We start from the raw sequence: 26,909 nt of genomic DNA on the forward strand, positions 1-26,909 counted from the left end.
CCTTGGAATAACTGGAAGAATAAGCTGAAATAAGAAGAGAGGAACACAGATGTCTTTGAGATTTGCTACCGCTGCCGCATTCGTGATGGCTCTCATGGCCTCGACCGCCATGGCTCAGTCGCCCAAGGATATGCTGACCATCGATCTACCGAACGATGCCGCGACGCTCGATCCGCATCTACAGTGGAACACTGACAGCTATTCGATCTACCGCAACATCTTCGACAACCTGCTGACCCGTGATGCCAAGGGCGAGATCGTGCCTCAGATCGCCAAGTCCTGGAAATATCTCGACGACAAGACGATCGAGTTCCAGATCCGCGACGACGTCACCTTCCAGGACGGCTCGAAGCTGACCGCCGAAGACGTCGCCTTCTCGATCAACCGCATCATCGATCCGAAGCTGAAGAGCCCGCAGCTCTCGCAGTTCGACCAGATCGACAAGGCTGAGGCCACCAGCCCGACCGTCGTCAAGATGACCACCAAGTCCGCCTATCCGGCGCTGCTCGCCCAGCTCGTCAAGCTGTCGATCGTGCCGAAGGCCTATGTCGAGAAGGTCGGCGACCAGGAATTCAACCTGAAGCCGCTCGGTTCCGGACCCTACAAGATGGTCAACTGGCAGAAGGGCGTCCAGACCGAGCTTGAGGCCTATTCGAGCTACTGGCGCGCCAAGCCGCCATTCCAGCATGTCGTCTTCCGCACCGTGCCTGACGTGTCCACCCGCATCGCCGACCTGAAGACCGGCAAGGCCGACCTCATCCGCGAAGTGCCGCCAGATCAGGCCGAAAGCATCAAGAGTGACTCGAACTCGCAGGTTCTGTCGGTTCCGACCGAGCGCATCGGCTATCTCTTCATCAACGCCCAGGCCGGCGCCACCAAGGACGTCCGCGTCCGCGAGGCGATCGCCTATGCGATCGACCGCCAGGCGCTGGTCGATGCGCTGCTCGAAGGTTACGGCAAGGCGGTGGAAGTGCTCGGTGCCGAGCCGGTCTTCGGCTACACCGACAAGGTCAAGGGTTACGAGTACAATCTCGACAAGGCCAAGCAACTGGTGAAGGAGGCCGGCGCGGAAGGTGCCACCGTCGAATTCCTCACCTCTCCGGCCTATAGCCGCGCCACCGTTGAGGCCATCCAGCAGATGGTCAATGAGGCAGGTCTCAACGTCACCATCTCCTCCAGCGACCAGGCGACCTTCCTGAAGCGCCGCCAGGGCGATCCAGCCAATGCTGGCGGCCTTGCCTTCGGCGCATGGTCCTGCGCCTGCCAGGACGTCGACGGCGTGATCTTCCCGCTGTTCCGCACCGGCAGCATCTGGGCGAAATATTCGAACCCGAAGTTCGATGGGGCCGTCGACAAGGCGCGCGCCATCCTCGACCAGAACGAGCGGCTGAAGCTCTACGAGCAGGCCTACCAGATCCTCAAGGACGACGTTCCGGGCCTTGGTCTTTATCAGGCCTATGCGATCTATGGCGCAAACAAGCAGCTGAAGTGGCAGCCGACCGCCAACGAAGCCATGTTCGTCATGGACATGAGCTGGCAGTAAGACAGGTAGCACGACCATGTTGACATACGCCGTCGAGCGTTTGATACAGGCGATCATTGCGATCTTCGGCGTTCTCACCATCGTGTTCGTCGTGATGCATCTCTCGGGCGATCCGACCCTGCTGCTCGTGCCGCAGGACGCATCGGCCCAGATGATCGCGGATCTCCGCCACCAGCTCGGTTTCGACCGGCCGATCTCGGTGCAGTACCTGGATTACCTTCAGGGGCTCGCCCGGTTCGATTTCGGTGTTTCCGCCGTGCAACGCGTGCCGGCATTCGATATTGTCATGTCGCGCGTGCCCTATACGATGATGCTCGCCGCCGGCGCGCTGGTGGTGGCGATCGGTATGGGCATCCCGGCCGGCATCCTGATGGCGACGAACCGCGGCGGTTGGCTGGAACGGCTATTGACCGCGATCGTCGTCACCGGCCAGAGCGTGCCGACCTTCCTGTCCGGCATCGTATTGATCTTCGTCTTCGGCGTCGCGCTGCGCTGGCTGCCGACCTCCGGCTCCGGCGACTTCGCCTCGCTGATCATGCCTTCGATCGCGCTGGGGGCAGTATCCATGTCGACCTTCGCGCGCATGACCCGCATCTCGATCATCGACGAGCTCGGCAAGGATTATGTCCGGGCCGGCCGCGCCCGCGGCCTGTCGATCGGCTCGGTTGTGGTGCACCATGTGCTGCGGAACGCGGCGATCCCGGTCATCACCATCGCCGCGCTCGAAATCGGCAACCTGCTGGCCGGCGCGGTCATCATCGAGACGGTCTTTGCCTGGCCGGGCATCGGCCAGCTCGCCATCCAGTCCATCCAGTCGCGCGACTTCCTGGTCGTCCAAGTCATCGTGCTGCTGATCTCCTTCGTTTACGTGTTGACCAGCGTGCTTGCGGATTTCGTCTATGCGCTCGTCGATCCGCGTATCCGCCTGATCCGCTGAGGAGGTATTCATGAACACCGCCGTCCTCGCCCTCGGTCAACGCATTCGCCGGGTCCCCCTGTCAGTCATCATCGTCTCGATCATCTTCCTGGTGATCGTGACCCTCGCGATCCTTGCCCCCTGGGTCGCGCCGGCCGATCCGAACAAGCAGACCCTGCTCGCCCGCCTGAAGCCGCCGGGCTTCGAACTGCGCGGCTTCACCTACTGGCTCGGCACCGACGACCTCGGTCGCGACCTGCTCTCGCGCACCATCTACGGCGCCGGCGTCTCGCTTTCGGTCGCGGTCCTCTCCGTCGTCGTCTCGACGCTGGTCGGCGTCACCCTCGGCATGGTCGCCGGCTGGTTCCGCGGCAAGATCGAGATCCTCATCATGCGCCTTGTCGACATCATGATGTCGATCCCGGCGATCCTGCTTGCGGTGCTGACGGTCGCCGTGCTCGGCCCGGGCTTCCTGAAGCTCGTCCTGGTGCTCGGCCTGACCCGCTGGCCGCGTTACACCCGCGTCGCCTACGCCCAGACGCTGCAGGTTTCCAACCTGCCGTTTATCAAGGCTTCGGAACTCGCCGGTGCCGGGGCGGCGCGCATCCTCTTCCACCACATCCTGCCGAACATCGCCGGGCCGCTGCTGATCGTCGCGACTGCCGAATTCGGCCTGATGATCCTAATGGAAGCCGGCCTTTCCTTCCTCGGCCTCGGCATCCAGCCGCCAGCCGCAAGCTGGGGCTCGATCATGAGCGTCGGCCGCCAGTATCTCGAGCGGGCCTGGTGGATCGTCGCCTTCCCCGGCGCCTGTCTCTTCCTACTCGTCTTTTCCGTCAACGTGCTTGGCGACTGGCTGCGTGACCAGATCGACCCGCGTTCGCGTTCTCGCTGAGGTTTTACCCATGGAATTCGAAAACAAGACCATCGTCATCACCGGCGCCGCCGGCGTCTTCGGCCGCTGGATCGCCGCCTATTTCGCGCAGGAAGGCGCAAGGCTTTGCCTCAGCGACATCCGCATGGACGGGCTGGAAAAGGCGGTCAGGGAACTTGGCCTCGACCGGTCGAAGGTGCTGCTGCACGCGACCGAACTGACGAGCGACGCCTCCATGCTGGACCTCGTCGATCTCGTGCGCCGCGAATGGAAGGCGCCGGACATCCTGGTCAACAATGCCGGCATCTATACCCGCTTCAGCCTGCTTGACATGGAATTCTCCGACTGGGACCGTGTCTTCGGCGTCAACCTGCGGGCGCCCTTCGTGCTGTCGCGTGAAATGGCGAAGCTGATGATCGCAGAAGGCAAGCAAGGCTCGATCGTCAACATCTCGTCTGGCGCAGCCCGCAAGATGAACCAGAATTCCGTGCCCTACTGCACTTCGAAGACGGCGATAGAGCGCCTCTCGAAGGGTTTTGCGATGGAGCTCGCGGAATACGGCATCCGCGTCAACGTCGTGGAGCCGGGTTTCGCGCCTGGCAGCGAGGTGAGCGAGCTTTCCGACGAATATGTCACCAACATGCTGAAGAACATCCCGCTCGGCCGCGCGAGCGGCCCGCAGGATGCGCCAGGCGCGATCGCCTATCTCTGCTCCGACAAGGCCGCCTTCATCACCGGTGCCGTGCTCTCCGTCGACGGTGGCAATTCGATCGGCAACTACAAGCGGCCCGAGCGGGCCAAGACCGGAGGGGCTTAAGGGAATGGACGCTGCCGCAACCCCGCTGCTTGCCGTCGACAGGCTCACCATTGACATCGGTGGCGCCAAGGTCGTCGACGACGTCTCCTTCGCCGTGGCGCCCGGCAAGGTCATGGCGCTGGTGGGCGAATCCGGCTGCGGCAAATCGCTGACCTCCTATGCCATGCTCGGCCTGCTGCCGCCGGCAGCCCGCCGTACCGGCGGCCGGATCATGCTCGACAACACCGATCTTGCCGCAATGTCGGAGCGGCAGTTCCGCAAGGCCCGCGGCAAAGATATTTCCATCATCTTTCAGGAGCCTAGCGCCTCGCTCGACCCACTGACGACGGTCGGCGCGCAGATCGCCGAGGCCTACCGCGTGCATCACGGCGTCTCGAAGGCCGAAGCTTACCAGAAGGCGCGGCAGATGCTCGCCGATGTCGGCATTCCCGATCCCGACCGGCGGCTGCATCAATATCCGTTCGAACTTTCGGGCGGCATGTGTCAGCGCATCATGATCTCGATCGCGCTGATCTGCGGTCCGCGCGTGCTGGTCGCAGACGAGCCGACCACGGCACTCGACGTGACGATCCAGGCGCAGATCCTTGATCTCATGAAGAAGCTGGTAGCCGAGCGCGGCACCGCAATCGTCATGATCACCCATGACATGGGCGTGGTCGCCGATATCGCTGACGAGGTAGCGGTCATGTATGCTGGCCGCATCGCCGAGATCGCCCCGGTTCACGCGCTCTTTCGCGAACCGAAGCACCCCTATACGGCCCTGCTTTTGGCTAGCGTACCGAAACTCGATGACGCTCCCAAGGCGGATCTGGCGACCATCGAGGGCACAGTGCCGACACCGAGCGAATTTGGCGTCGGTTGCCGTTTCGCGGACCGCTGTCCGCTCGTGACAGACAAGTGTCGCAACGAACAGCCGCCGCTGATGGATTGTGGCGGGGGCCATCGCTCGGCGTGCTGGCATATCGATCGCATGAGGGAAATCCGCGAGGTTGCGGCATGAGCGACAAAGTTCTCGAAATCCGTGACGTCGCGGTGCATTTCGGCGGCCACAGCGGCTTGCTCGGCAAGGCCGGACCGGTTGTGAAGGCGGTCAACGGCGTGGATCTCACGATCGGCCGCGCCGAGACAGTGGCGCTGGTCGGCGAATCCGGCTGCGGCAAGTCCACGCTCTCCAACACGATCGTCGGCCTGCAGGCGCCGGTTTCCGGCAGCGTCAAGATCAGCGGCGAAGAAGTGGTCGGCGCCGACAAAAAGAAGCTCAACGATATCCGTCGCAAGGTGCAGATGATCTTCCAGGACCCGGCGCTATCGCTCGACCCGCGCTCGACGGTGGGTGCCACGATCGCCGAACCGCTGATCGTGCGCGGCGTCGCTCGTGGCAAGCAGCTCAAGGCGCGCGTCGCGACGCTCCTGCAACAGGTGGGCCTGCGACCCGAACATGCGGACCGTTATCCGCACCAGTTTTCCGGCGGCCAGCGCCAACGCGTGGTGATTGCCCGCGCGCTAGCGCTCGAACCGGACCTCGTCATCTGCGACGAGCCGGTCTCGGCGCTCGACGTGTCGGTACGGGCGCAGATACTCAACCTGCTGGTGGCGCTACAGAAGCGCACCGGCGTTTCCTATCTCTTCGTCTCGCATGACCTCGGCGTGGTTCGTCACATTTGCGACCGCGTTGTGGTCATGTATCTCGGCCGTTTCGTCGAAATGGCCGACCGCGACACCTTTTTCGCCAACCCGAAACATCCCTATACCAAGGCGCTGATGTCGGCGGTGCCGGAAGCCGACCCCGTTGTACAGCGCTCGAAAGAACGGCTCATTCTCGGCGGCGAGCTGCCGAGCCCGGCCAACATCCCCTCCGGCTGCGCCTTCAACACGCGATGTCCGCTTGCGACCGAGATTTGTTCCAGGGAACGACCGGAACTGACCCCGCGCGCCGATGGCGCTCGCGTCGCCTGCCATCACGCATAAGAGTACTGCCATGACCGATACCCCGACGAACGAAACCCTCCGACTGATCGGCCTCGAGGCCGAGGCGGAGATCCGTATCGACCGCTGGGGCATTCCGCATATCAAGGCGGCGAGCGAGAAGGACCTGTTCTTCGCGCAGGGCTTCAACGCGGCACGCGACCGGTTGTGGCAGCTCGACCTGTGGCGCAAGCGCGGCCTCGGTCTCCTGGCCGCCGATTTTGGTCCGGGCTACCTGGCGCAGGATCATGCCGCCCGACACTTCCTCTATCGCGGCGACATGGCGGCGGAATGGACAGCTTACGCGGCGGATACGGAGGCGATCTGCACCGCCTTCGCCGCCGGCATCAATGCCTATATCGCGCTCTGCGGGGCTGAGCCTTCCCGCCTGCCGCCGGAATTTGCCGTCTTCGGCACAAAGCCGGCACGTTGGCAGCCTTCGGACGTCGTGCGTATCCGCAGCCACGCACTGACCCGCAACGGGCTCTCGGAAATCCTGCGCGCCAACATCATGGCGCTGGCCGATGCCGAGACCGACCTGTTGCGTTACGAGATCGATCCGCCGGTTGAACCGAAGCTGGCCGAAGGTATCGTGCTCGCCGACATCCCGCTTGAAGCGACCCGCCTGTTCAAGCTCGCCACCGCGCCGGTCACCTTCGACAAAGCCCGGCTTGCCGCCACGCTCGATGATGTCTGGAAATGGACCGAGGTGACCGATCTCGGCGACGTCATCCAGGCAACCATGGAAGAGGGCTCCAACAACTGGGCCGTTAACGGTTCGCGCACTGAGACCGGCCGGCCGATCCTCGCGAGCGACCCGCACCGGGCGCATGCGGTGCCCTCGCTGCGTTATCTCGTGCATCTCGAGGCGCCGGGCCTCAACGCCATCGGCACCGGCGAACCGACCGCCCCGGGCATCTCGCTCGGCCACAACGAAAAGACCGCTTTTGGGCTGACCATTTTCGGCGCCGACCAGGAAGACATCTATGTCTACGAGACGAAGGACGGCGACCCGGAGCAGTATCGTTATGGCGACGGCTGGGAGGCGATTACCCGCCTGGAGGAGCAGTTCGTGGTCAAGGGCTTTCCCGACCAGATCCTGACGCTCTCCTTCACCCGTCACGGCCCGATTCTGCAGGAGAATCCGAAGAAGCGGCAGGCGATCGCCATGCGCTCCGTCTGGCTGTCGCCGGGCTCGGCAGCCTATCTCGGCAGCCTGTCCTATATGCGCAGCAGCTCGGTGAAGGCATTTTCCGAAACGCTTTCGCACTGGGGCACGCCCTCGGTCAACCACGTCAGCGCCGACGTGGAGGGCAATATCGGCTGGTTCACTGCCGGCTTCACGCCGATCCGGCATAACTGGGAGGGCCTCCTGCCGGTACCGGGTCACGGCTCCCATGAATGGGACGGCTTCCTGCCCGCTGACCAATTGCCGCGCAAATACAATCCGGCTGAAGGTTTCGTGGCCTCCGCCAACGAGATGAACCTGCCTGCCGACCGCGATTCGAACGCGCCGTCGATCGGTCATGAATGGGCGGAAGTCAGCCGCGCCCAGCGCATCAAGTCCGTGCTCGCCGGCGACGCGAAGCACACGCTGAAGGGCTCGACCGCGCTGCAGACGGATACCTATTCCCGCCCGGCCGCAACGATCTGTGGCGTGCTGGACAGGGTTACCGCCCAATATCCGCTCGATGAAACCCAGAAACAGGCGCTTGCTCTCTTCAACGGCTGGGATCACCGGCTGGACGCCACAAGCGCCCCGGCCGCCCTCTTCGAAGTCTGGTGGATGAAGCATCTGCGGCCTGCGCTGCTCGCGAAATTCGCGCCGAATCCGACCGTCCGGCAATTGCTACTGCCGGGCGATGTCGACCGCATGCTGACCCTGCTCTCGGAACCCGGTTCTCATTGGAGAGAGGCCGAGCGCGACACCATGCTGTTATCGACGCTGTCTGCCGGTTTTGCCGATTGCGAAAAGCGCTTCCGCACCGATCCGGCCGCCTGGCAATGGGGCGGTCTGCATAAAGCGCGCTTCGAGCATGCCACCAGCGGCATTAAGGCGGAAGGTGCAATCACCTGGAATGTCGGTCCCTTGCCAACCGGTGGCAGCCGCTCCACGCCCATGCATGCCGGCTACCGGATGAGCGATTTCGGCGTCAGCGCCGGCGCGTCGGTGCGGCTCGTCATGGATGTCGGTGACTGGGACAACAGCGTCTGCATCAACACGCCCGGCCAGTCCGGCGATCCGCGTTCGCTGCATTATGCGGATTTGGCCGAGGGCTGGGCAAAGGGGCGATATGTGCCACTGCTCTACAGCGACGAGAAGATTGCCGCCGAAACCGAACATTGCATTCTTCTTCTGCCCGCCTGAAAACCCTTTTCGAAAGATCTCCCATGCCCTGCACCATTTCCGCCGCAGATATCGATGAAGCAGTGCTTCTCTCCGAGTTGAAACATTGGGTGGAGATCGAAACGCCGACACGCGATTCCGCGGCCGTCAACCGGCTTGCCAACCGTGTGGAAGCGATCGCGAAGGAGGCCGGACTCGTGACGGAGCGTACGCCGGGAGCGCTGGGTTTCGGCGATATTCTCGCCGTGCGGTCGCCCCGCCCGGCCGGTAGCAATGAAAGGGGCGTGCTGATCCTAGCGCATCTCGACACGGTGCATCCGATGGGCACCATCAAGGAAAATCTGCCCCTGCGGCAAGAGGGCGACAGGCTTTATGGTCCCGGTATCTACGACATGAAATCAGGAGCATTGATGGCGCTGGAAGCGATGAAAATTGCTGCGCGCGCCGGGACGCATTTACCTGTCTATCTGCTTTTCATCCCGGATGAGGAAATGGGAAGCACAAGCTCGCGTGGCTTGATCGAGAATCATGCCCGCAATGCGTCTTACGCCCTTGTAGTCGAGCCGGCACGTGACGGTGGCAAGATCGTGGTCGCCCGTAAAGGCGTCGCCATGTATGACATCCTCGTGCGCGGGCGCGCCTCTCACGCTGGCACCAGGCCGCAGGATGGGCGCAGCGCGATCCGCGCCGCCGCCCGACTGGTACTCGAACTCGAAAGCCTGAACGACGCGCAACGCGGCATCACCCTCACCGTCGGCACAATCCATGGTGGAACCGGGCGCAACATCGTGCCGGCTGAATGCCACATGCAAGTCGATCTGCGTCTTCCCGACGATGAGACGGCTGCCGAAATCCTGAAAAAGGTCGAAAGCCTGACGCCGGTCGATCCCGATATCACCATCGAGATCAAGGGAGGCGTCAACCGCCCGCCCTTTGCCCAGTCGGAGGCGGGCGAGCGGCTTTTCGATCATACTGCCAGGCTTGCCGCCGACCTCGGCATCACTCTTGAGGGCGTCAGCACCGGTGGCGGCTCCGACGGAAACTTCACCGCAGCACTTGGAGTGCCGACCCTTGATGGTCTCGGCGCCGACGGAGCCGGCGCCCATACATTCGAGGAATATATATTCGTCAGCAGCCTTGCAGTGCGCACCGCGCTTCTTGCCAATCTAATGCTAACCCTGAATGGCGATCTCTGATGTCTAGCAACGGCTCGCCACCGCTTTCCAGGTTCGCCGCATTATGACACCTTCTGAGATCATCGGTTTCGTGCTGATGGCCGGCGTTGCGGCCTATGTGCAGACTTTGACCGGCTTCGCCTTCGGGCTGCTGCTGATGGGCGCGGTCGGCCTGACAGCCGTCATGCCGCTGCGCGATGCTGCGGTCGTTACCGGCGTGCTGACGCTCGTCAATGCTGCCATCATGATGATAAGGGGCTGGCGCGACGTGTTGCGCACCGAACTGGTGCTTGTGCTCTGCGCGAGCCTGCCGACGCTCGTCGCCGGCTATTTCCTGCTCGATCATCTCGCCTCGACCGGGCTCATCTACCTGCGCATCATCCTCGGCCTCGTGATCATCGTCTCGGCCTTGCAACTGGTCATGCCGCCCAGGAAAGAGGAAAAGCAGGCAACAAAGTCCTCCTTCGTTTTCTTCGGCGCCTTTTCGGGCATCATGAGCGGCCTTTTTTCGACAAGCGGCCCGCCGCTCGTCTATCATTTCTACCGTCAGCCTCTGCCGATCGCCGCAATCCGCGAGACGCTGGTGGCAATCTTCAGCATCAACGCGCTGATACGCCTTTTCGTCGTCATTGCGGACGGTACCTTTCCGAAGCCAGTTTACTGGCCGGCCTTTTTCGCCATCATCACCGTCTCCCTCGGTACGCACATGGCGCGGCGCATGCCGTTGCCTCTGTCGCCGAAGACGTTGAGACGGATCGTCTTCGTGTTGCTTTGTGCCTCCGGCGCCTCACTGGCACTGCCGGCCATTCCGAAAGCCCTTGCCTGGAGTTAATTGCAATGCTGCTGTCCATCACGGAAGCCGAGCGCCTTGTCGCACAGATGCTGGAGAGACACAGCGTCAGCCCCGAAAATGCGAAATCGGTCGCGGTCGCTCTCGTCGCGGCCGAGACCGCCGGGCAAAGCGGTCATGGCCTGCGGCGTCTTGCGGCATATGCCGCCCAGGCCAAGGCGGGAAAGGTCGATGGTTTCGCCACGCCGGTTGCTTGGTCGAGTGCGCCTGCAGTGCTCAGGATCGATGCTGGCTGCGGCTTTGCCTATCCGGCGCTCGATCTCGCCGTTCAAAAGCTTCCGGCTCTCGCCTCGAAATCCGGCATTGCGGTCGCCGCCATTCATCGCTCGCATCATGCCGGCGTCATGGGGTTGACGGTCGAGCGCTTCGCTGAGCGCGGACTCGTGGCGCTGATGTTTGCCAATACGCCGGCGGCCATGGCGCCCTGGGGTGGAAAGACCGCCGTCTACGGCACCAATCCGATCGCCTTTGCGGCGCCACTTCCGCATGATGAGCCGATCGTCATCGATCTTGCAATGTCCAAGGTCGCGCGCGGCAGGATCATGGCGGCGCACCAGAAGGGCACCGACATTCCGGATGACTGGGCGCTCGACATAGAGGGGAAACCAACCACGAATCCGAGCGAAGCCCTGAAAGGGACGATGATGCCTCTCGGCGACGCGAAGGGCGCAGCATTGGCGCTCATGGTCGAGATATTCGCGGCGAGCCTCACCGGCACCAATTATTCCTTTGAAGCCTCCTCCCTCTTCGATGACCGCGGCAACCCGCCTAAGCTCGGGCAGATGATCATCGCGATCGATCCCGAGGCAACGGGCGGCGCCGGGACGGCCTCGCGCTTTGCACTGCTTGCGTCGACGATGACGGCCGACCCGAATGTGCGCCTGCCGGGCCGACGCAGCCAGGGCCGACGGCGGGATGCGCTCACGACCGGAGTAGAAATCGACGACGAATTGGCGGCACTCATCAACCCATGATGATGCGCCTGCCGCATCATCTTATCTGAAACGCGAAACGCCTTTTCATCACCGTCCGTCAGCGCTTCAAGGATCTTCGCAGGTGTGTCCGTTATTTGCGCTTTAACGGTCAGCGCGTACTCGGCTTGGCACGAGAACGGACGAAGCCCTCGACCGGGAATTCGCATGCAAGCAACAGCTCGTCAGGTTGAAGATGCGAAGAACACCAGAGATAACGACCTTTTCGACCGCCGCGCCGCAGCCGCGGATGCCAACGACGAAGGCGGATCATCTGGATGTGAGTTTTCCAACTTGAAATAATACTTGTGCTCTTATCGAAATACTGGAAGATCACCGATATTCATATCGCAACTCACCGTGAGAGCCAGCGCTCACGAGGCGCTCTAGAAACCGCCGCCCTTGGCAGGCCGCTAGACGGATCGTGAAAGCGTCCTAGTTCTTTCGGATGCACAGCTTTGCATCGGGAGCTTTTCGCTTTCGGCAGAAAAGGGCAGACAGGATTTCCGAGACGATCGAGGAGGGTCGCGCGGGAGGCTTGTCAATCTTTGGCAACGGACAAACACAGGGAGGAACGATGTCCAAACGTTTACTTTTCGCTTCCGTCGCAGCCATCACGCTTTCGGCCGGCACACCGCATGCCTTCGCGGCTACCGAACTACAGTGGTGGCACGCCATGGCCGGCGCCAACAACGAGGTCGTCGAGCAGCTTTCCAAGGAATTCAACGAGAGCCAGAGCGAATACAAGATCGTGCCCGTTTTCAAGGGCACCTATCCGGAAGCGCTCAATGCCGGCATCGCGGCATTCCGATCCAAGCAGCCGCCGGCGATCCTGCAGGTCTTTGACGCTGGCAGCGGCCTGATGATGGCCGCCGAGGGCGCCGTCATGCCGGCGGCCGAGATCCTGAAGAAAGGCGGCTACACATTCGATAAGTCGCAATATTTGCCGGGCATCGTCGCTTATTATTCGAAGCCGGACGGCACGATGCTGTCCTTCCCCTACAACTCTTCTTCTCCAATCCTCTTCTACAACAAGGATATCTTCACGAAGGCAGGGCTCGATGCCGAGGCCCCGCCGAAGACCTGGCCCGAAGTCTTCGAGGCGGCGAAGAAGATCAAGTCGAGCGGTGCGGCCCCTTGCGGGTTTACCTCGACCTGGCTGACCTGGATTCAGACCGAGAACTTCGCCGCCTGGAACAATGTCGCCTACGGGACCAACGAGAACGGCCTTGGCGGTACTGACGTAAAGCTTGAGTTCAACTCGCCGCTTTTCGTCCAGCACTTCCAGGCAATCGCCGATCTCGCAAAGGACGGCACTTTCCGCTATGGTGGCAGGACCTCGGAAGCCAAGCAACTCTTCACCTCGGGCGAATGCGGGATCATGACCGAATCTTCCGGCGGGCTTGGCGACATCATCAAGTCGAAGATGAACTACGGTATCGGCCAGCTTCCCTATTACGAGGGCGAAGGCCGGCCGCAGAACACGATTCCGGGCGGAGCAAGCCTTTGGGTGTTCGCTGGAAAGTCGGATGCCGAATATAAGGGCATCGCCGAATTCTTCCACTTCCTCTCGCAGACCAAGATCCAGGCTCGCCTGCATCAGGTTTCCGGCTACATGCCGGTAACGATGGCAGCCTACGAGGAGACGAAAAAATCGGGCTTCTACGACAAGAACCCCGGCCGCGAAACGCCGATCCTGCAGATGATGGGCAAGGCTCCGACGGAAAATTCCAAGGGCGTTCGCCTGATCAACCTGCCACAGGTGCGTGACATCATGAACGAAGAGTTCGAAGCCATGCTTGCCGGCAAGCAGGACGCCAAGACGGCGCTCGATAAGGCAGTCGAACGCGGCAACGCGGCGATCCAGCAGGCGCTCGGCAACTAAAATCTCCTGTCGCCCGCGGCCTCTTGGTCGCGGGCGTTCCGTCCGCTTTACAGGAGGCCGCATTGCAGCGTGTCGTCTTTCCCAACAAGATCCTTCCCTATTTCCTGGTGGCGCCGCAGATCGCGCTCACGGTCATCTTTTTCTTCTGGCCTGCGAGCCAGGCGCTCTATCAATCGACACAGCGCGAGGACCCCTTCGGGCTAAAGAGCAGCTTCGCGGGACTCTTCAATTTCAGGTCGGTGCTTGGCGACGAAAACTATCTTCATTCCTTGCAGGTAACGATTGTCTTCAGCGTAGCGACCGCCTTGCTGGCGATGGTCGTGGCGCTCGCGCTTGCGACCGCGGCCGACAAGGTCGTGCGTGGACAGGGTTTCTACCGTACCCTGCTGATCTGGCCCTATGCTGTCGCACCCGCCGTGGCCGGCATGCTGTGGCTCTTCATGTTCAATCCGGCCATGGGCACCTTCGCCTATCTCCTGCGGCGCAACGGATTCCTTTGGGACCCGCTGCTCAACGGCAACCAGGCCATGGCGCTGGTGATAGTCGCGGCTGCCTGGAAGCAGATAAGCTACAATTTTCTCTTCTTCGTCGCCGGGCTGCAGGCAATCCCGAAATCCCTGATCGAAGCGGCGGCCATCGACGGCGCGCGCGGCAACCGGCGCTTCTGGACCATCGTCTTTCCGCTGCTGGCGCCGACGACCTTCTTCCTGCTTGTCGTCAATACCGTTTATGCCTTCTTCGATACCTTCGGCATCATCCATTCGGTAACCGGCGGCGGCCCCGCCAGGGCCACCGAGACATTGGTCTACAAGGTTTACAACGACGGCTTCGTGAACCTCAACCTCGGCTCCTCGGCGGCACAGTCGGTTATCCTGATGGTGATCGTCATCGCGCTCACAGCCTTCCAGTTCCGCTTCGTGGAACGCCGGGTCCACTACGCGTAAGGTCGGTCGATGATTGAAAAGCGCCCCCTCGCCACCCTTTTCGCCCACTTGATGCTGATCCTCGGGATCATAATCGTCGCCTTCCCGATCTATTACACCTTCGTTGCCTCCACGATGACCTCGGCGGAAATCCTGCGCCCGCCGATCACGCTGCTGCCAGGCGGGCATTTCGCGGAGAACTATGGCGAGGCATTGTCCGGTGGCGTCGAGCGCGTCGTCGGCGTCAGCCTCGAACGGATGTTGTGGAACACGTTCGTGGTGTCGCTGGCAATTGCGGTCGGCAAGATCGCGATCTCGTTCCTCTCGGCCTTCGCGATCGTCTTCTTCCGCTTTCCCTTTCGGATGGGTTTCTTCTGGATGATCTTCATCACCCTGATGCTGCCGGTCGAGGTGCGCATCCTGCCGACCTACAAGGTGATCGTCGATCTCGGTATGATCGATACCTATGCCGGGCTGACGTTGCCGCTCATGGCCTCGGCGACGGCAACCTTCCTCTTTCGCCAGTTCTTCCTGACGATCCCCGGAGAACTGGTGGAAGCCGCGCGCATCGACAATGCCGGTCCATTCCGCTTCATGCGCGATATCCTGCTGCCGCTGTCGCGCACGAACATCGCAGCCCTTTTCGTCATTCTCTTTATTTACGGGTGGACGCAATATCTCTGGCCGCTCCTCGTCACGAATGACGCGCGGATGACGACGATCATCATTGGACTTCGCAAGATGGTGGATTTTGCCGACGCGGCGACGCCGTGGAATTTCGTGATGGTGACGGCGATCGTCGCAATCATCCCGCCGATCGTCATCGTCGTGCTCATGCAGCGCTGGTTTGTCAAAGGTCTTGTGGAGACGGAGAAGTAATGGCCGGTATCAAGCTCAAGGACGTCCGCAAGACTTATGGCGGCGGCACGGAAATCATCAAGGGCATCTCGCTCGACATAGGCGATGGCGAACTTGTCGTTCTTGTCGGCCCGTCAGGCTGTGGCAAGTCCACGTTGCTTCGCATGATCGCGGGGTTGGAAGGCATCACCTCGGGGGACATCATGATCGGCGAGCGCACGGTCAACCAGTTGGAGCCCTCCGAACGCGACATCGCCATGGTGTTCCAGAACTACGCGCTCTATCCGCACATGACCGTGCGCCAGAACCTCTCTTACGGCCTGAAGAATCGCAACGTCCCGAAGGATGACATCGATCGCCGCATCCTGAAGGCTGCAAGGTCACTCGAGATCGAGCCCTTCCTTGAGCGCAAGCCACGGCAGCTCTCCGGCGGCCAGCGCCAGCGCGTTGCCATGGGACGCGCAATCGTGCGCGAACCGGCCGCCTTTCTCTTCGACGAACCGCTCTCCAATCTCGATGCGAAACTGCGCGTGCAGATGCGGGTCGAGATCAGGCGGCTCCAACGTTCGTTGGGGACGACAAGCGTGTATGTAACCCATGACCAGATGGAAGCCATGACGCTCGCCGACAGGCTCGTCGTTCTGAATAATGGGCAGATCGAGCAGGTCGGCACGCCGATCGAACTCTATGAAAGACCCGCGACGACATTCGTCGCGACCTTCATCGGTTCGCCATCTATGAATCTTCTGGAAATCGCCGGCAACTCCACCATGCCTGCAGCGATTTCGGCCCCACCAACAACTGCAACGATCGGGATCCGGCCGGAAAACTTTCGGCTCGCCAAAACTGAGCGGCAAGCCGATTTCACCGCCGAAGTCCGTGTGAGTGCGGTTGAACTCGTTGGCGCCGAAAGCTACGTGCACGGCACGCTGCCAAATACACAGGACATCGTCTTCCGCGTCCCCGGCCGTTCGCTGATCTCGATTGATGAACGCCTTTCGATAGCGGCAGATCTTGAAGATTTACATTTTTTCGACAAGGAGGGGCATCGGATAATCGCCGCCTGCAGCAAGCACTGATCACACCAAGACCGATCTGTCTCGATAGGCCGGCCGCTGGGAAGGCCGCCGATCGTTCAAGGCTACGATCTCTGCTGGGTGTGGGCATGCGCAACTAAACTACTAGCGGCCCGGCACGTAAAGGAACACCTCTGGGGACGTGTTTAGCGTAGTTATACCTTTTTTGCGGAAAGGTCATAACCGATTGTCCGTGGGAGGGACGATCATATGGACCGTGTAAGGCATGGGCGTCGCCGACAAGTTTACTGGATTCCGGCTCTTTAGACCGTGCACGACCATCGAAGATGCTATTTTAAAGCGACCTCGCGCGCCAAAATTAATCGATAAACATAACATCGATTTGCGGTCGTCCGGGGTTACGAGGGCGTTACCCAAAGGGTTGAGCGCCGAAACGGCAACAAAAACAAATGGCTCGTTCGTTCATAATTGTTCGTTATGCACCGGAATCGAATTCATAGGCTTGCGGTTCGTGTCCCTTCAAGAGCGAGCGTTGCAGAAATGTCGGAAAACTGATGGGCGCCGGTTCATCTCTTTACGGCGTCCCTCTTAAGGGGGCATCCGGTGACCGAAGACGTGACGCGTTGGAAGAGGAAGGCATCGGCGCGCACGGTGATCGGCATTGGAGGTAGGGCCCTCGGCATCATTTATGCCGGAAAGCGCATCGTCCCGGTCGTCACAGGGCGACAGCGCAATTCTATTCGTCGCAGCGGCGGATCCTTCAACCGCGCTGCAACGGGCGAGCAGTTCTACCGGTCGCAAACGCGGGTCGACCTGGTGACCCATCTATCCTGGCGTTCGCTATAATATTGCTCTCTCTTGGTGCGGCAGGATGCCTTCTGCGCCCGGTCACGGTCGCTATAATAACGAGGGTGGTACCGCGAGTAGCCGTGATAGCCGGGACCGACATAGACCCCCGCTTGGTCCAACCCGAAAAACGGTCTCAGCGAGCGTTGGAGCTGCGGTACCGGTCAATGCAGTAATGACGGCTGCGATTACGAGCTTTCTCATGTTCATCTCCAAAGATCCGATTTGTTTTAGACGGGTTGCCTCCGGCATCAGCGCGGCTACCACAGTGGACAATCAGAAGCTTTTCATTGTTCTTTCCGCACGTTTTAGTTGGAGGATCAACGAAGGAGAAGAGGAAACGGTTCCACGCTTTGACTTCAGTCCGAAGGGGGCGGGACGATCGTCTGGTAGCGATAGTCGTTCATCCCGATAGCGCGCAGGGACGTTGGAACGAAGTGGGAGTTGCGGGTGGAAGCGAGCACTCAATTCGGGCCGCTGATGAATATTTGTTGATGCTGGTAACCGCAGCGATGATAGCCTCCGCACTGGGTATCTCCCATCCAGACTAGACTCCGAGATCAGATTGTCAGACGTTATTCTCAAGGCCAAGTCTTAGCACGATAGCTGACTAGGGCTTGGACCCGTAAAGCGCGCAGCCACAGACGGATGCGAGCTTGAGGGAAGGATTAGCTGGGAGGCGCCCATGCTCAAGATATTCGGCGCGGTCGGATCGGGCTCAATTCCGATCGAGGCCATGCTGACGCTTCTCGCAATTCCCCACGAGGTGATCGAGGCGGTCACGTGGGAGGACGAAGCGGCGCGCAAGCGGGTCGAGATGGTCAATCCGTTGCGCCAGGTCCCGGTGCTGCCGTCCGGCGAGATCAACGTGATGCCGGTACCGGGAATACCGGTCGAGGCCTTCATCCAAACCGGAGAGCGAACCGCGCCGATCTCTCTGAGAAAGCCGCTCATGGATCAGGTCGCATCGCGTCCAGGAAGGAGTGACTCAGTTGCGTTTCTCCGAGCACAGCGCGGAGCTACTTTGGTCAGTCTTGCAGCCGTCGGTTCGCATCCCTTAAAGAGCGGCATACGTTGGACCTTGATCTGAGCTGTCCTAGGTCGGGGGATATCTTCAACGTCTAGGAGATTGCATGACAATGCATCGCATATATTCAGTCGGCGTCGCGATCGTCTATCCCCACTATATCGCTAAAGCGGAGAAGAACGGGCGCACGAAGGTGGAGGTAATGAAATAATCTGTCGGCTGACGGGGTACAGCCGAGAGACGCTGGATGATCAGGCGGCAAAGAACACCAATTTTCGATTTCCGCTCAGCCTGCGACTTGTCGAGGAAATACTGTTGGAGCGTGGGTTGTCGTCTCGTATGAACGATCCGCCGATGGGGCTGCAAATTCGGCCCGGGCTACGCAAAGCAACTGCGCCGCAAGAAGCCCTCGCGACGGACATCTGGCATCTCGGCGAAGTGGTGATTTCCATCGGCGGCCGTAAGCACTGGCTGTGGTGCGTCCTCAGAGAATTCGTTGACTGCCGCAAGTATCAACTCCAGCCCGGCATCGGGATTAGTACAGCCGGACGCTTGAGAGATCAGCTTTCGGCCACTGACCAAACCGACGACGTCGGCGCAAAATCATCAGTGCCGCTGCGTGTGGCCGCAATGATCTCCTTGATCAGAGCCTGGCTTGCCACGGGGATGGATACGTCCGATCTGAAGATCAGGCCCACCTTTTGCGGTGGAACGAGCTTGTGAATGTCGAGATGGTTCGACAGATCCACTTCGACAAGCGAGCCGGTCTTCAATTCCAGGCGAATTGCGTCCTGGCGCACCAAGCCGATAAACTCGCTTCTCTGCAGCACATTCTTGACGAACATCGGCGAACCGCTCCTAAGCAGCGACCGGTTGAAGTCGGTACCGACGAGGTTACGCAAGGCGCCTTCGAGGTCGCGATTGCCGGTAAGGACCACCCAGGGATACTTGGCCAATTCGCTGACTTCGACCGAATGGCCGTCGAGCAGGGGATGGCCGGCGCGGACCGCGAGGATCATCGAATCGAGATAAAGCTCGCGCTGCTCGATGTCGCGCGGCAGGTCTTCCGCATCGAAGAGCGTCGCGATCAGGAAATCGAGATCGCCGAGCAAAAGGGGGCGAATCAAGTCGCTGCGGGTACCGTTGGCAATGTTGACGGTGATGCACCGCGCTTCGGTCACAAGGCGCAGAATGGCGAAGGCAAGCGTGCGGCTATCGGGGCCAAGCGGCGCTCCGACATTGATCTCTCCGGATCCGAGCGTTCGGATCGCCTCGATATCGCTCTCCATCTTGCGGGTTTCCGCTGCAATGCGCCGCGCATGGTCGAAGACCGTCTCTCCGAATGAGGTGAGGGTGATCCCGCGGGGGCCGCGGTCGAGCAGAGGCACACCAAGCGCATATTCCAGCATCTGGATGCTTTTCGACAGTGCCGGCTGGGACAGGTTCAGGCGTTGTGCAGCCTTGTTGAGGCTGCCCAGTTCCGCGACTGCGAGAAAACGGCTGACCGAACGCAGATCCATATTTCACCTCCCTGAGAAACTGGATTTGACAGCCGCCGAGTTATAACTTTTAGCTTGAACGCTATCAAATCATTCTTCTTGATTTTAGAACTTCGGGATCGCAGTCTTTCATCATTCCCGGCGGTCAAGGAGTAGGTTCCGCAAGGGAAGGCCGAAGCAAAGGCCCTTTTGGGACGAGCATTCTTCAATGCCGTGAGGAGACGGCGTTAAGGGATCTCAGCCTCGGTCAAGGAGGAGCTTTCCCGGAGAGGATCCGGTTTCATTTTTTATTTGCCGGATCATGGTCGGCCATAGGAGGCGCTTGCGCTGCCTCCGACGATATCGGCTGGCCTGTTGCGGGCGATGGGAGGATTGCGATGTCGGTCAGGGTTGGATTCGTAGGCGTCGGTGCGATGGGGCTCTCCATGGCCTCGCATGTATTGAAGACAGGTTTTGCCGTTGCGGCCTACGATCTCAATGCGGAATGTCTCGACGCGGCTTCGTCCGCGGGCATAACGTCGGCCAGGAATCTTGGCGATCTTGCGACGATGGCCGATGTCTTCGTTGCAGTCGTTGCGACCGACAACCAGTCAAGCAGCGTCACGAAGGAGCTTGCCCCGCTCGTCAAGAAGGGATCGGTGATTGCGATTGCGGCGACCAACAATCCGGGCACCATGCATGAACTCGGCAAGTATTGCGACGGATATGGCGTCCGCCTCATTGACGCTCCTGTTGTCTACGGTCTCGACGGCGCCCGCGAGGGTACGCTTCTGTCGCTTTGCGGCGGCCGCGATGAGGACGTCGAGATGGCCCGCCCGGTGCTGATGAGCTACAGCCGCGATGTGCTGCATGTCGGCGAGCTTGGCTCCGGCCAGCTCGCTAAGGCCTGCAACAACCTGCTGCACTGGATCCATTGCATCGGAAATTACGAAGCCCTGCTGCTTGCCAAGCGCTATGGCGTCGATGCCCAGCGTATGCGCGAAGTCCTGCTGAAGAGCCCTGGTTATAACAATACCCTGGAGCGCTGGGACGGAACCCGCTTCACCTGGCAGGAGAAGGACATGGACGTTGTCCTCGACCTTGCTCAGGCCGGCGGGCTGGTGTTGCCGCTCAGCGGTCAGACGGACCAACTGATCAAGCTGCTTTCCGCAACGGACGTGCGCGACCTGCTCTACGGGGCAGAGGCAAGTTATCTCGGGCGACGCGTGGCTCCCATCAACCGCCAGGCCGGGGCAGTCTGACATTCCGCTCTGCCGAAACCACCTGCAGCGAGAGCATTCTCCATGGAAATCACAGCATTCGATATCGAGCCGGTGATCCTGAAGAAGGAGGATCCGGAGTGGAAATTCGCACTCGGCGCCAATCCGAATACGGAAGGGGTCGTCCTGCGCATCGCCACGGCTGATGCAGAGGGTTTCGGTTATGCCTCGGCGACGGCCCATATGGGATCGATTCAGTCGACGCTGGTCGCCGAACTCGACCATTTTCGATCTTTGGTGATCGGCAACCGCGCCGACGAGATCGGCGCGATCATGCAGCACCTCGACAGGCGGCTGCGCGGTGCGCCACAGGCCAAGGCGGCTGTCGATTGCGCCTTGCATGACCTTCTTGCACGCAGTCTCGGCATCCCGCTCATCACCCTGCTTGGCGGCAAGATCAGAAACGAGGTGCCGATTTTGCGCATCCTCGCCATCAAGACGCCGGAGCAGATGGCCGTCCAGGCGCGGCGCCTGGTCGACGAAGGCTATCACTACCTGAAGATCAAGGTGCACGGAGAGGTCGAGGAAGATGTCGCGCGTGTCGCCGCGATCCGGGCCGAGGTTGGGCCTACCGTGCATCTGACCATCGATGCCAATCAATCCTATTCCCCGAAGGATGCGGTACGCGCCATCCTCCAGATGGTCGATCACGGGATCGAACTCGTCGAACAGCCAGTTCCTGCCGGGGATGTCGAGGGCCTGTCGCTCGTGACCAAGATGGTTCCCATTGCCGTCGAGGCCGACGAAGCGGCAGGCTCTCTCGCCGAAATCTACGAGCTGGTCAGCAACCGGCGCGTTGATGCCGTCAGTCTGAAGATCCCGAAGCTCGGCGGCATCCGCAATACGCTGGCGGCAGCCGCACTCTGCGAGCAGGCCGGTATCCGCTACCGCATGGGAGCGGCGGTGGGCAGCAGGCTGCTTTCCTCCTTCGCCATTCATCTCGCCTGCGCCATGCCCGGCGCAGACTATGCCTGCGAGCTCGGCGAGTTCGAGAGGTTGCTTGGCGATCCCTTCACCGGCCTCTCCGTCGAGAAAGGCGTATTGCGGCTCCCGCCCGGTCCGGGAAGCGGCGTCCGCAAGATCAATACTGGTCGCGCCGAAGACGCGGCGAGAGAAAATTCCGAAGCATTGATGATGACGAAAGGATGACTGAGGTGGGAAAACACGCATCTTCCGGGAAATACGCGATCGTCGGTCTCGGCGTCGTTGCCGGCCAGCAGCCGGATCATTCCGAGCGCATGATCGCGGCCGAAGCGACGAGGCTGGCGATCGCCGACGCAGGGCTGACGAGGACCGATATCGGCGGCGCGATCGATCTGAGGCGCACGGGCGGCGGCGGCGACCGGGCTAGCTACTCCGATGCCTTCACCCGCGTGCTCGGTATCAAGAACAACTTCTATTTCACCTGCGGACGCGGCGGTGCGCTGGCCGGTCTCGGCATGGCGGCGGCCATGTCCTATCTCGACCGCGGCATTGCCGATTATGTCGTGCTGACAGGCGCGGTGACCGACTGGTCGCAATCGCAAGAGACCCGCAAGAAGGGGTTCCGCGGCATGGCACATACCGAAAAGCGTGGCTACTGGGGCAAGCCGCTCGGCGATTCCCGCGCCGTCAGCCATCATAGCTGGATGGCCGCCCGCCACATGGCCGTCTACGGAACGACAAGCGCCCAGCTCGGTGCTATTTCCGTCGCCGAACGCCAATGGGCCTGCATGAATCCGGAAGCCAAGATGCATGGCCGTCCGATCACGATCGAGGATCACCAGAACTCCCCGCTGGTCGCGGAACCCTATCACCTGCTCGACTTGAGCCAGGTTTCGGACGGCGGCATCTCCTTCATTCTGACGACCGCCGACCGCGCCAAGGATTGCGCCAAGGCTCCTGTCTATGTGCTTGGCCAGGGCTTCGGCGAAGTCTCCGCCGACCTGTGGTGGGAGAAGAAGAACTTCACCCATATGGCTGTCGAACCGGCAAAGAAGCAGGCCTTTAGCCAGGCCGACATCACGCTCGCGGATATCGATTGCGCCCAGCTCTATGACTGCTTCACGGCAGAGGTGCTCTTCCAGCTGGAAGATTACGGCTGGTGCAAGAAGGGCGAGGGCGGAGCGTTCGTCGCTGACGGCCATATGGCGCCGGGCGGCTCGATCCCTGTCAATACGAGCGGCGGCCTGCTCTCCTGCTACCATCTCGGCGATCTGACAGGCCTTGCCGAGGCCGTCCGGCAGCTTCGCGGCGAAGCCGGCGAGCGCCAGATCGACGACTGCGACATCGTCATGACCACCGGACATGGCGGCGAGCTTGTTTCGCCCGGCATGTGCTCAATCCACACCTGCACGCTGCTCGGGAGGCACGCATGAACGTCAAGCTGGAATCCTTTACCGTCGATCTGGAATGGAAGAAGCCCTATCCGAGCATCGACCACGACAATGAACCCTTCTGGGATGGCCTGAAAGAGCACAAACTGCTCGTCTGGAAGTGCAAGCAGTGCAGCGCGGTTTACTGGCCGAAGGCTTACTGCCAAAACCACGATAACGAGCCCTTCGCCGCAAACTGTGAATGGACTGAGGCGTCCGGGCGCGGCAAGATCTTTGCCTTCAACATCCATCACTGGGCGTTCCACCCGGGCTTCAAAGAGGAAATTCCCTATACCTATGCTCTGATCGAACTCGACGAAGGGCCGCTGATCAGCTCCCAGCTCCTGGGCGACAATCTGCCGACCGACATCCACAATGTCGGCCAGACGGTGGAGGTCGTCTATGAAGATCATCCGGCGCAGGGCTTTACGCTCCCGAAATTCCGTATCGTGAGTGAATAGGAAAGAGCGACGATGATCGGCCAGAGCCATTCCCTTCCGACCAGCAGCCTGCTTGCGCCTCGCTCCGTCGCTTTTGTCGGCGTGTCCGCGAAAGGCGGCGCCGGCACCAAGATGCTGAATTCGCTGCTTCGCTCCGGGTTCGGGGGCAAGATCTGGCCGGTCAACGCCAATGCCGCCGAAATTGCGGGTGTTCCGTGCGTGCCGAATCTCGACGCGCTGCCCGGTATCCCCGACTGCATCGTCATTTCCATCCCGGCGGAGAGCGTGCTCGCGGTCGTGGAGGAAGCCGCATCGATCGGCATCCGCGCGGCTCTCATCGTTTCCGAAGGCTTTGCCGATGACGGCACTGCTGAAGGCAAGGCGCGGCAGGAACGCCTCGTCGCGATCGCCAAGGCCTCGGGCATGGCGATTGCCGGGCCGAACTGCATGGGAATTGCAAGCCTCGGCCATGGCTTTGCGACGACGATGGCTGATATCCCCGAAAAGCTGGGGGCCGGCGGCATATCGCTCGTCTCCCAGAGCGGCGGCCTGCTCAACGCCGTCGCCGAGCTCAGCGCCAATCGCGGCGTCGGAATGAACTATCTGATTTCGATTGGCAACCAGGCCGTGCTCGATCTTGCGGATTATATCGACTTCCTGGCCGATGATCCGAAGACCAGCGTGATCGCCTGCATCATGGAAGGCGCCAAGGATGGACGGCGCTTCCGTGCAGCTGTCGAACGGGCCTCCAGGATCAAGCCCCTGGTCATCCTGAAGCTCGGAAAGAGTGCTGCCGGGCAGGCGGCAACCTTCGCGCATACCGGCACGCTTGCTGGCAAGCATGAAGCCTATGAAGCCCTGTTTTGCGCAAACGGCGTCGCGTCGGTGATGAGCCTCGATGAGCTGGTGGAGACAGCTGCGCTTCTAGCAACGGCACCTTTGCCGAAGGGAGATCGTGTCTGCTTGCTCACCGTCTCCGGTGGCGCCACCTCGCTGATCAGCGATCTTGCGGAGCGCGCAGGCGTGAATTTCGGCCGGATCGACGATGAGACGAACCGGCGCGTCGGCGAGGCACTCGGCGTATCGCGCCATTTCGGAAATCCTCTCGATACGGTCGGCATGCCGCGGCTGCGCCGCGACGGCGCGATCGAAGGCGTTGTCGGCGCGCTGCTCGACAATACGGAGATCGACGTCATCGGCCTTGTGCTCGGCATGCGAATGGAAGGCGCCGAAAATCATGACAAGCTCGTTGGCCGGATGGCCGATATGGCCAGGACGGCCGGCAAGCCGCTGCTCGTGCTCTCCTTCATCTCGAACAGCCTGACCGGGCATTGGCGCGGCTATGCGAGCGCACAAGGTCTGCCGCTGGTGGAAGACGTCGAACTCGGCCTGCGTGCCATCCGCCACCTCACGGACTACGCTACCTTCCGCGGCAGCATGCCCATTACCGAGAGCCCGCCGAAAATCGCCAGCGTAGTCGGCAAGACAAGCACACGTGGCGTTTTGAGCGAAGCCGACAGCAAGGAGATCCTTGGCAAAGCCGGCCTTCCGGTCACGCGCGAATATCTCGCAGCCACGATCGCGGAAGCAAAGACGCTGGCCGAGAAGATTGGCGGTCCGGTCGCCCTCAAGGTTCAGTCGCGCGACATCCCGCATAAATCGGATGTCGGCGGCGTCCATCTCGGCGCCACCGCCGAGGATGCAGAAATTATGTCAGCCAAGATCTTGAAGAGTGCCAGAACCGCCTGTCCGGAAGCTGCCATCGACGGTATCCTCGTGCAGGAAATGGTTGATGAAGGCGCGGAGTTCATTATCGGGATGACGTATGACGAGCAGTTCGGCCCTCTTGTCGTCGTAGGAGGCGGCGGTGTGATGGTCGAGGTGTTCAAGGATGCGAGCGTCGGTCTAGCTCCGCTTACACGCCACCAGGCAACGGAAATGGTTGCCAGGCTCAAGGTTGCCGTCCAGCTTGACGGTTTCCGCGGTGCTCCCCCGCTCGACAGAGATGCCCTGATCGATTGTCTCGTCGCATTCTCGAACTTCGTGGCCGCAACCGACGGCCAGTTCGAGGCGATCGATCTCAATCCCGTTTTCGTTCGCAGCCGGGGGAAGGGCGTGAAGATAGCGGACGCCCTCATCATCACTAGAGGTCCGTGGGAGGAATATAATGAACAGACGGAGTCGCATTACGCATTTAGTTAGTGTCCTTGCAATTCTCCCGCTCGCGGCGGGATTGGCAACGCCGGTATGGGCGCAAACGCAGGAGGAAATTCTGCACTATACCGGAGCTGACCGCGAAAAAATCCTGGCCGACGGTGCCGCAAAGGAAGGCGAGCTCGTCGTCTATTCGGCGATGATCGTCGATCAGGCGCTGCAGCCGCTTGCCGATGCCTTCATGAAGAAATATCCGTCTGTGACGCTCACTTATTGGCGCGGTGACTCGGAAGACATCGCGCAACGCGTCCTTGCCGAAGAGCGGGCCAAGAACGTGGTGGTCGACGTGGTCGAAGGCACGAGCGTCAGTGAAAATCTCATCAAGGCGAATGTCGTTCAGACCTTCAGCTCGCCCATGCTGGAGCAATATCCGGAATCCTACCGCGATCCCGATCACCTCTGGGCCGCAACGCGTGTCAGCTACTACTGCATGGCCTACAACACCGACATGGTGAAGGCCGAAGATGTGCCGAAGAGCTATGACGATCTCCTCAATCCGAAATGGAAAGGCCAGATCGCCTGGCGCATCGGTAGTGAAAGCGGCACGCCGCTCTTCATCACCAATCTTCGGTCCGCCTGGGGCGAGGATAAGGCGGAAGATTATCTGAAGAAGCTTTCCGGCGAGAAGATCGTCAACTTCGGCGCCGGCAGTGCCCGCACGCTGGTCGATCGCGTGATTGCCGGCGAATATGCGATGGCGCTCAACATCTTCTGTCACCATCCGCTGATCAGTGCCGCCGACGGCGCACCGGTGGCATCGCAGTTGATGAGCCCGGTTGCCTCGACGACGGCAACTCTTTTGATACCGAAGAATATCCGCCACCCCTATGGCGCGGCGCTCTTCACCGATTTCCTGCTATCGGAAGACGGCCAGAAGATCCTACTCGGTGCGGATTATTTCCCGGCCCATCCGAAGGTGCTGCCGTCCAAGATGCTGCAGGCGATCGTGCCCCATGCGGCCGGCTTTGACGAAAACCTCGTCCGCCCGGAAACGCTCGTCAACGACGGCATTCGATCCGACGAACTCTATCAGAAATATTTCCGATAATCCGAGGAGGCCGCCACCTGTGTGGCGGCCTCCGTGACCGGCAATAATCGAGAAAGTTCAA

Annotated in this window: 25 protein-coding genes and 1 pseudogene; 25 read left to right on the plus strand and 1 reads right to left on the minus strand. The window is 60.9% G+C overall.

Annotation, left to right across the window (positions count from 1 at the left end; genetic code table 11):
• Positions 1-49: 49 nt before the first annotated feature.
• The 19 genes and pseudogenes from ACPYOJ_RS14060 to ACPYOJ_RS14150 all read left to right on the plus strand — a co-directional run.
• Positions 50-1,543: an ABC transporter substrate-binding protein gene (locus ACPYOJ_RS14060; RefSeq protein ID WP_481416793.1), complete on the plus strand. Its 1,494-nt coding sequence runs from the start codon at positions 50-52 to the stop codon at positions 1,541-1,543.
• Positions 1,544-1,559: 16 nt separating this feature from the next.
• Positions 1,560-2,480 carry an ABC transporter permease gene (locus ACPYOJ_RS14065; RefSeq protein WP_481416794.1) on the plus strand — a complete coding sequence of 307 codons (921 nt, stop codon included), beginning with the start codon at positions 1,560-1,562 and terminating at the stop codon, positions 2,478-2,480.
• 10 nt (positions 2,481-2,490) lie between these two features.
• Positions 2,491-3,354, plus strand: a complete 864-nt coding sequence (locus ACPYOJ_RS14070) for an ABC transporter permease (RefSeq protein WP_481416795.1) — start codon at positions 2,491-2,493, stop codon at positions 3,352-3,354.
• A 10-nt stretch (positions 3,355-3,364) separates the two neighbouring features.
• Positions 3,365-4,150, plus strand: coding sequence for an SDR family NAD(P)-dependent oxidoreductase (locus ACPYOJ_RS14075; RefSeq protein ID WP_481416796.1), 786 nt, complete (start codon positions 3,365-3,367; stop codon positions 4,148-4,150).
• 4 nt (positions 4,151-4,154) lie between these two features.
• The gene (locus ACPYOJ_RS14080) at positions 4,155-5,150 is read left to right on the plus strand and encodes an ABC transporter ATP-binding protein (RefSeq protein WP_481416797.1); all 996 of its coding nucleotides are present in this window, start codon (positions 4,155-4,157) and stop codon (positions 5,148-5,150) included.
• Positions 5,147-6,118 (plus strand): ABC transporter ATP-binding protein, encoded by a 972-nt coding sequence (locus ACPYOJ_RS14085; protein ID WP_481416798.1) that lies wholly within the window; start codon positions 5,147-5,149, stop codon positions 6,116-6,118. Before ACPYOJ_RS14080 ends, ACPYOJ_RS14085 begins: the two co-directional genes overlap by 4 nt.
• Positions 6,119-6,128: 10 nt before the next feature.
• Positions 6,129-8,483, plus strand: a complete 2,355-nt coding sequence (locus ACPYOJ_RS14090; RefSeq protein ID WP_481416799.1) for a penicillin acylase family protein — start codon at positions 6,129-6,131, stop codon at positions 8,481-8,483.
• A 23-nt stretch (positions 8,484-8,506) separates the two neighbouring features.
• Positions 8,507-9,658: a M20 family metallopeptidase gene (locus ACPYOJ_RS14095; RefSeq protein ID WP_481416800.1), complete on the plus strand. Its 1,152-nt coding sequence runs from the start codon at positions 8,507-8,509 to the stop codon at positions 9,656-9,658.
• Between the two features lie 43 nt (positions 9,659-9,701).
• Entirely contained in the window at positions 9,702-10,469 is a 768-nt protein-coding gene (locus tag ACPYOJ_RS14100) for a sulfite exporter TauE/SafE family protein (protein WP_481416801.1), read from the plus strand.
• A 5-nt stretch (positions 10,470-10,474) separates the two neighbouring features.
• Positions 10,475-11,461: an Ldh family oxidoreductase gene (locus ACPYOJ_RS14105; protein ID WP_481416802.1), complete on the plus strand. Its 987-nt coding sequence runs from the start codon at positions 10,475-10,477 to the stop codon at positions 11,459-11,461.
• Positions 11,462-11,626: 165 nt separating this feature from the next.
• Positions 11,627-11,761, plus strand: coding sequence for a hypothetical protein (locus ACPYOJ_RS14110; protein WP_481416803.1), 135 nt, complete (start codon positions 11,627-11,629; stop codon positions 11,759-11,761).
• 274 nt (positions 11,762-12,035) lie between these two features.
• Complete coding sequence (gene ugpB / locus ACPYOJ_RS14115) at positions 12,036-13,343, plus strand: sn-glycerol-3-phosphate ABC transporter substrate-binding protein UgpB (RefSeq protein ID WP_481416804.1); 1,308 nt, start codon at positions 12,036-12,038, stop codon at positions 13,341-13,343.
• A gap of 62 nt (positions 13,344-13,405) precedes the next feature.
• Complete coding sequence (gene ugpA / locus ACPYOJ_RS14120; protein ID WP_481416805.1) at positions 13,406-14,287, plus strand: sn-glycerol-3-phosphate ABC transporter permease UgpA; 882 nt, start codon at positions 13,406-13,408, stop codon at positions 14,285-14,287.
• Positions 14,288-14,296: 9 nt separating this feature from the next.
• Positions 14,297-15,145, plus strand: a complete 849-nt coding sequence (gene ugpE / locus ACPYOJ_RS14125; protein ID WP_481416806.1) for a sn-glycerol-3-phosphate ABC transporter permease UgpE — start codon at positions 14,297-14,299, stop codon at positions 15,143-15,145.
• Complete coding sequence (locus ACPYOJ_RS14130; RefSeq protein ID WP_481416807.1) at positions 15,145-16,203, plus strand: sn-glycerol-3-phosphate import ATP-binding protein UgpC; 1,059 nt, start codon at positions 15,145-15,147, stop codon at positions 16,201-16,203. Before ugpE ends, ACPYOJ_RS14130 begins: the two co-directional genes overlap by 1 nt.
• Positions 16,204-16,764: 561 nt before the next feature.
• Positions 16,765-17,007 (plus strand): hypothetical protein, encoded by a 243-nt coding sequence (locus tag ACPYOJ_RS14135; RefSeq protein ID WP_481416808.1) that lies wholly within the window; start codon positions 16,765-16,767, stop codon positions 17,005-17,007.
• A gap of 685 nt (positions 17,008-17,692) precedes the next feature.
• A complete protein-coding gene (locus tag ACPYOJ_RS14140; protein ID WP_481416809.1) occupies positions 17,693-18,097 on the plus strand; it encodes a hypothetical protein in 405 nt (134 codons plus the stop codon).
• A gap of 49 nt (positions 18,098-18,146) precedes the next feature.
• Entirely contained in the window at positions 18,147-18,245 is a 99-nt protein-coding gene (locus ACPYOJ_RS14145) for a DUF2200 family protein (RefSeq protein WP_481416810.1), read from the plus strand.
• Between the two features lie 8 nt (positions 18,246-18,253).
• Positions 18,254-18,544 (plus strand): annotated as a pseudogene (locus ACPYOJ_RS14150) (hypothetical protein); the annotation flags it as partial.
• A gap of 50 nt (positions 18,545-18,594) precedes the next feature.
• Here ACPYOJ_RS14150 and ACPYOJ_RS14155 read toward each other — a convergent pair.
• Positions 18,595-19,554: a LysR family transcriptional regulator gene (locus ACPYOJ_RS14155; RefSeq protein WP_481416811.1), complete on the minus strand. Its 960-nt coding sequence runs from the start codon at positions 19,552-19,554 to the stop codon at positions 18,595-18,597.
• A gap of 356 nt (positions 19,555-19,910) precedes the next feature.
• Here ACPYOJ_RS14155 and ACPYOJ_RS14160 point away from each other — a divergent pair, with 356 nt between their 5' ends.
• From ACPYOJ_RS14160 to ACPYOJ_RS14185, 6 genes are read left to right on the plus strand one after another with little or no spacing between them, the layout of a single operon-like run.
• Complete coding sequence (locus tag ACPYOJ_RS14160; RefSeq protein ID WP_481416812.1) at positions 19,911-20,774, plus strand: NAD(P)-dependent oxidoreductase; 864 nt, start codon at positions 19,911-19,913, stop codon at positions 20,772-20,774.
• 42 nt (positions 20,775-20,816) lie between these two features.
• Positions 20,817-21,941: a mandelate racemase/muconate lactonizing enzyme family protein gene (locus ACPYOJ_RS14165; RefSeq protein WP_481416813.1), complete on the plus strand. Its 1,125-nt coding sequence runs from the start codon at positions 20,817-20,819 to the stop codon at positions 21,939-21,941.
• A gap of 5 nt (positions 21,942-21,946) precedes the next feature.
• Complete coding sequence (locus ACPYOJ_RS14170) at positions 21,947-23,149, plus strand: thiolase family protein (protein ID WP_481416814.1); 1,203 nt, start codon at positions 21,947-21,949, stop codon at positions 23,147-23,149.
• Complete coding sequence (locus tag ACPYOJ_RS14175) at positions 23,146-23,607, plus strand: Zn-ribbon domain-containing OB-fold protein (RefSeq protein ID WP_481416815.1); 462 nt, start codon at positions 23,146-23,148, stop codon at positions 23,605-23,607. Before ACPYOJ_RS14170 ends, ACPYOJ_RS14175 begins: the two co-directional genes overlap by 4 nt.
• Before the next feature lie 12 nt (positions 23,608-23,619).
• Positions 23,620-25,788, plus strand: coding sequence for an acetate--CoA ligase family protein (locus ACPYOJ_RS14180; RefSeq protein ID WP_481416816.1), 2,169 nt, complete (start codon positions 23,620-23,622; stop codon positions 25,786-25,788).
• A complete protein-coding gene (locus ACPYOJ_RS14185; RefSeq protein WP_481416817.1) occupies positions 25,754-26,848 on the plus strand; it encodes an ABC transporter substrate-binding protein in 1,095 nt (364 codons plus the stop codon). Before ACPYOJ_RS14180 ends, ACPYOJ_RS14185 begins: the two co-directional genes overlap by 35 nt.
• Positions 26,849-26,909 lie beyond the last annotated feature (61 nt).

This window comes from Rhizobium sp. SVR5-9E (genome assembly GCF_056755095.1).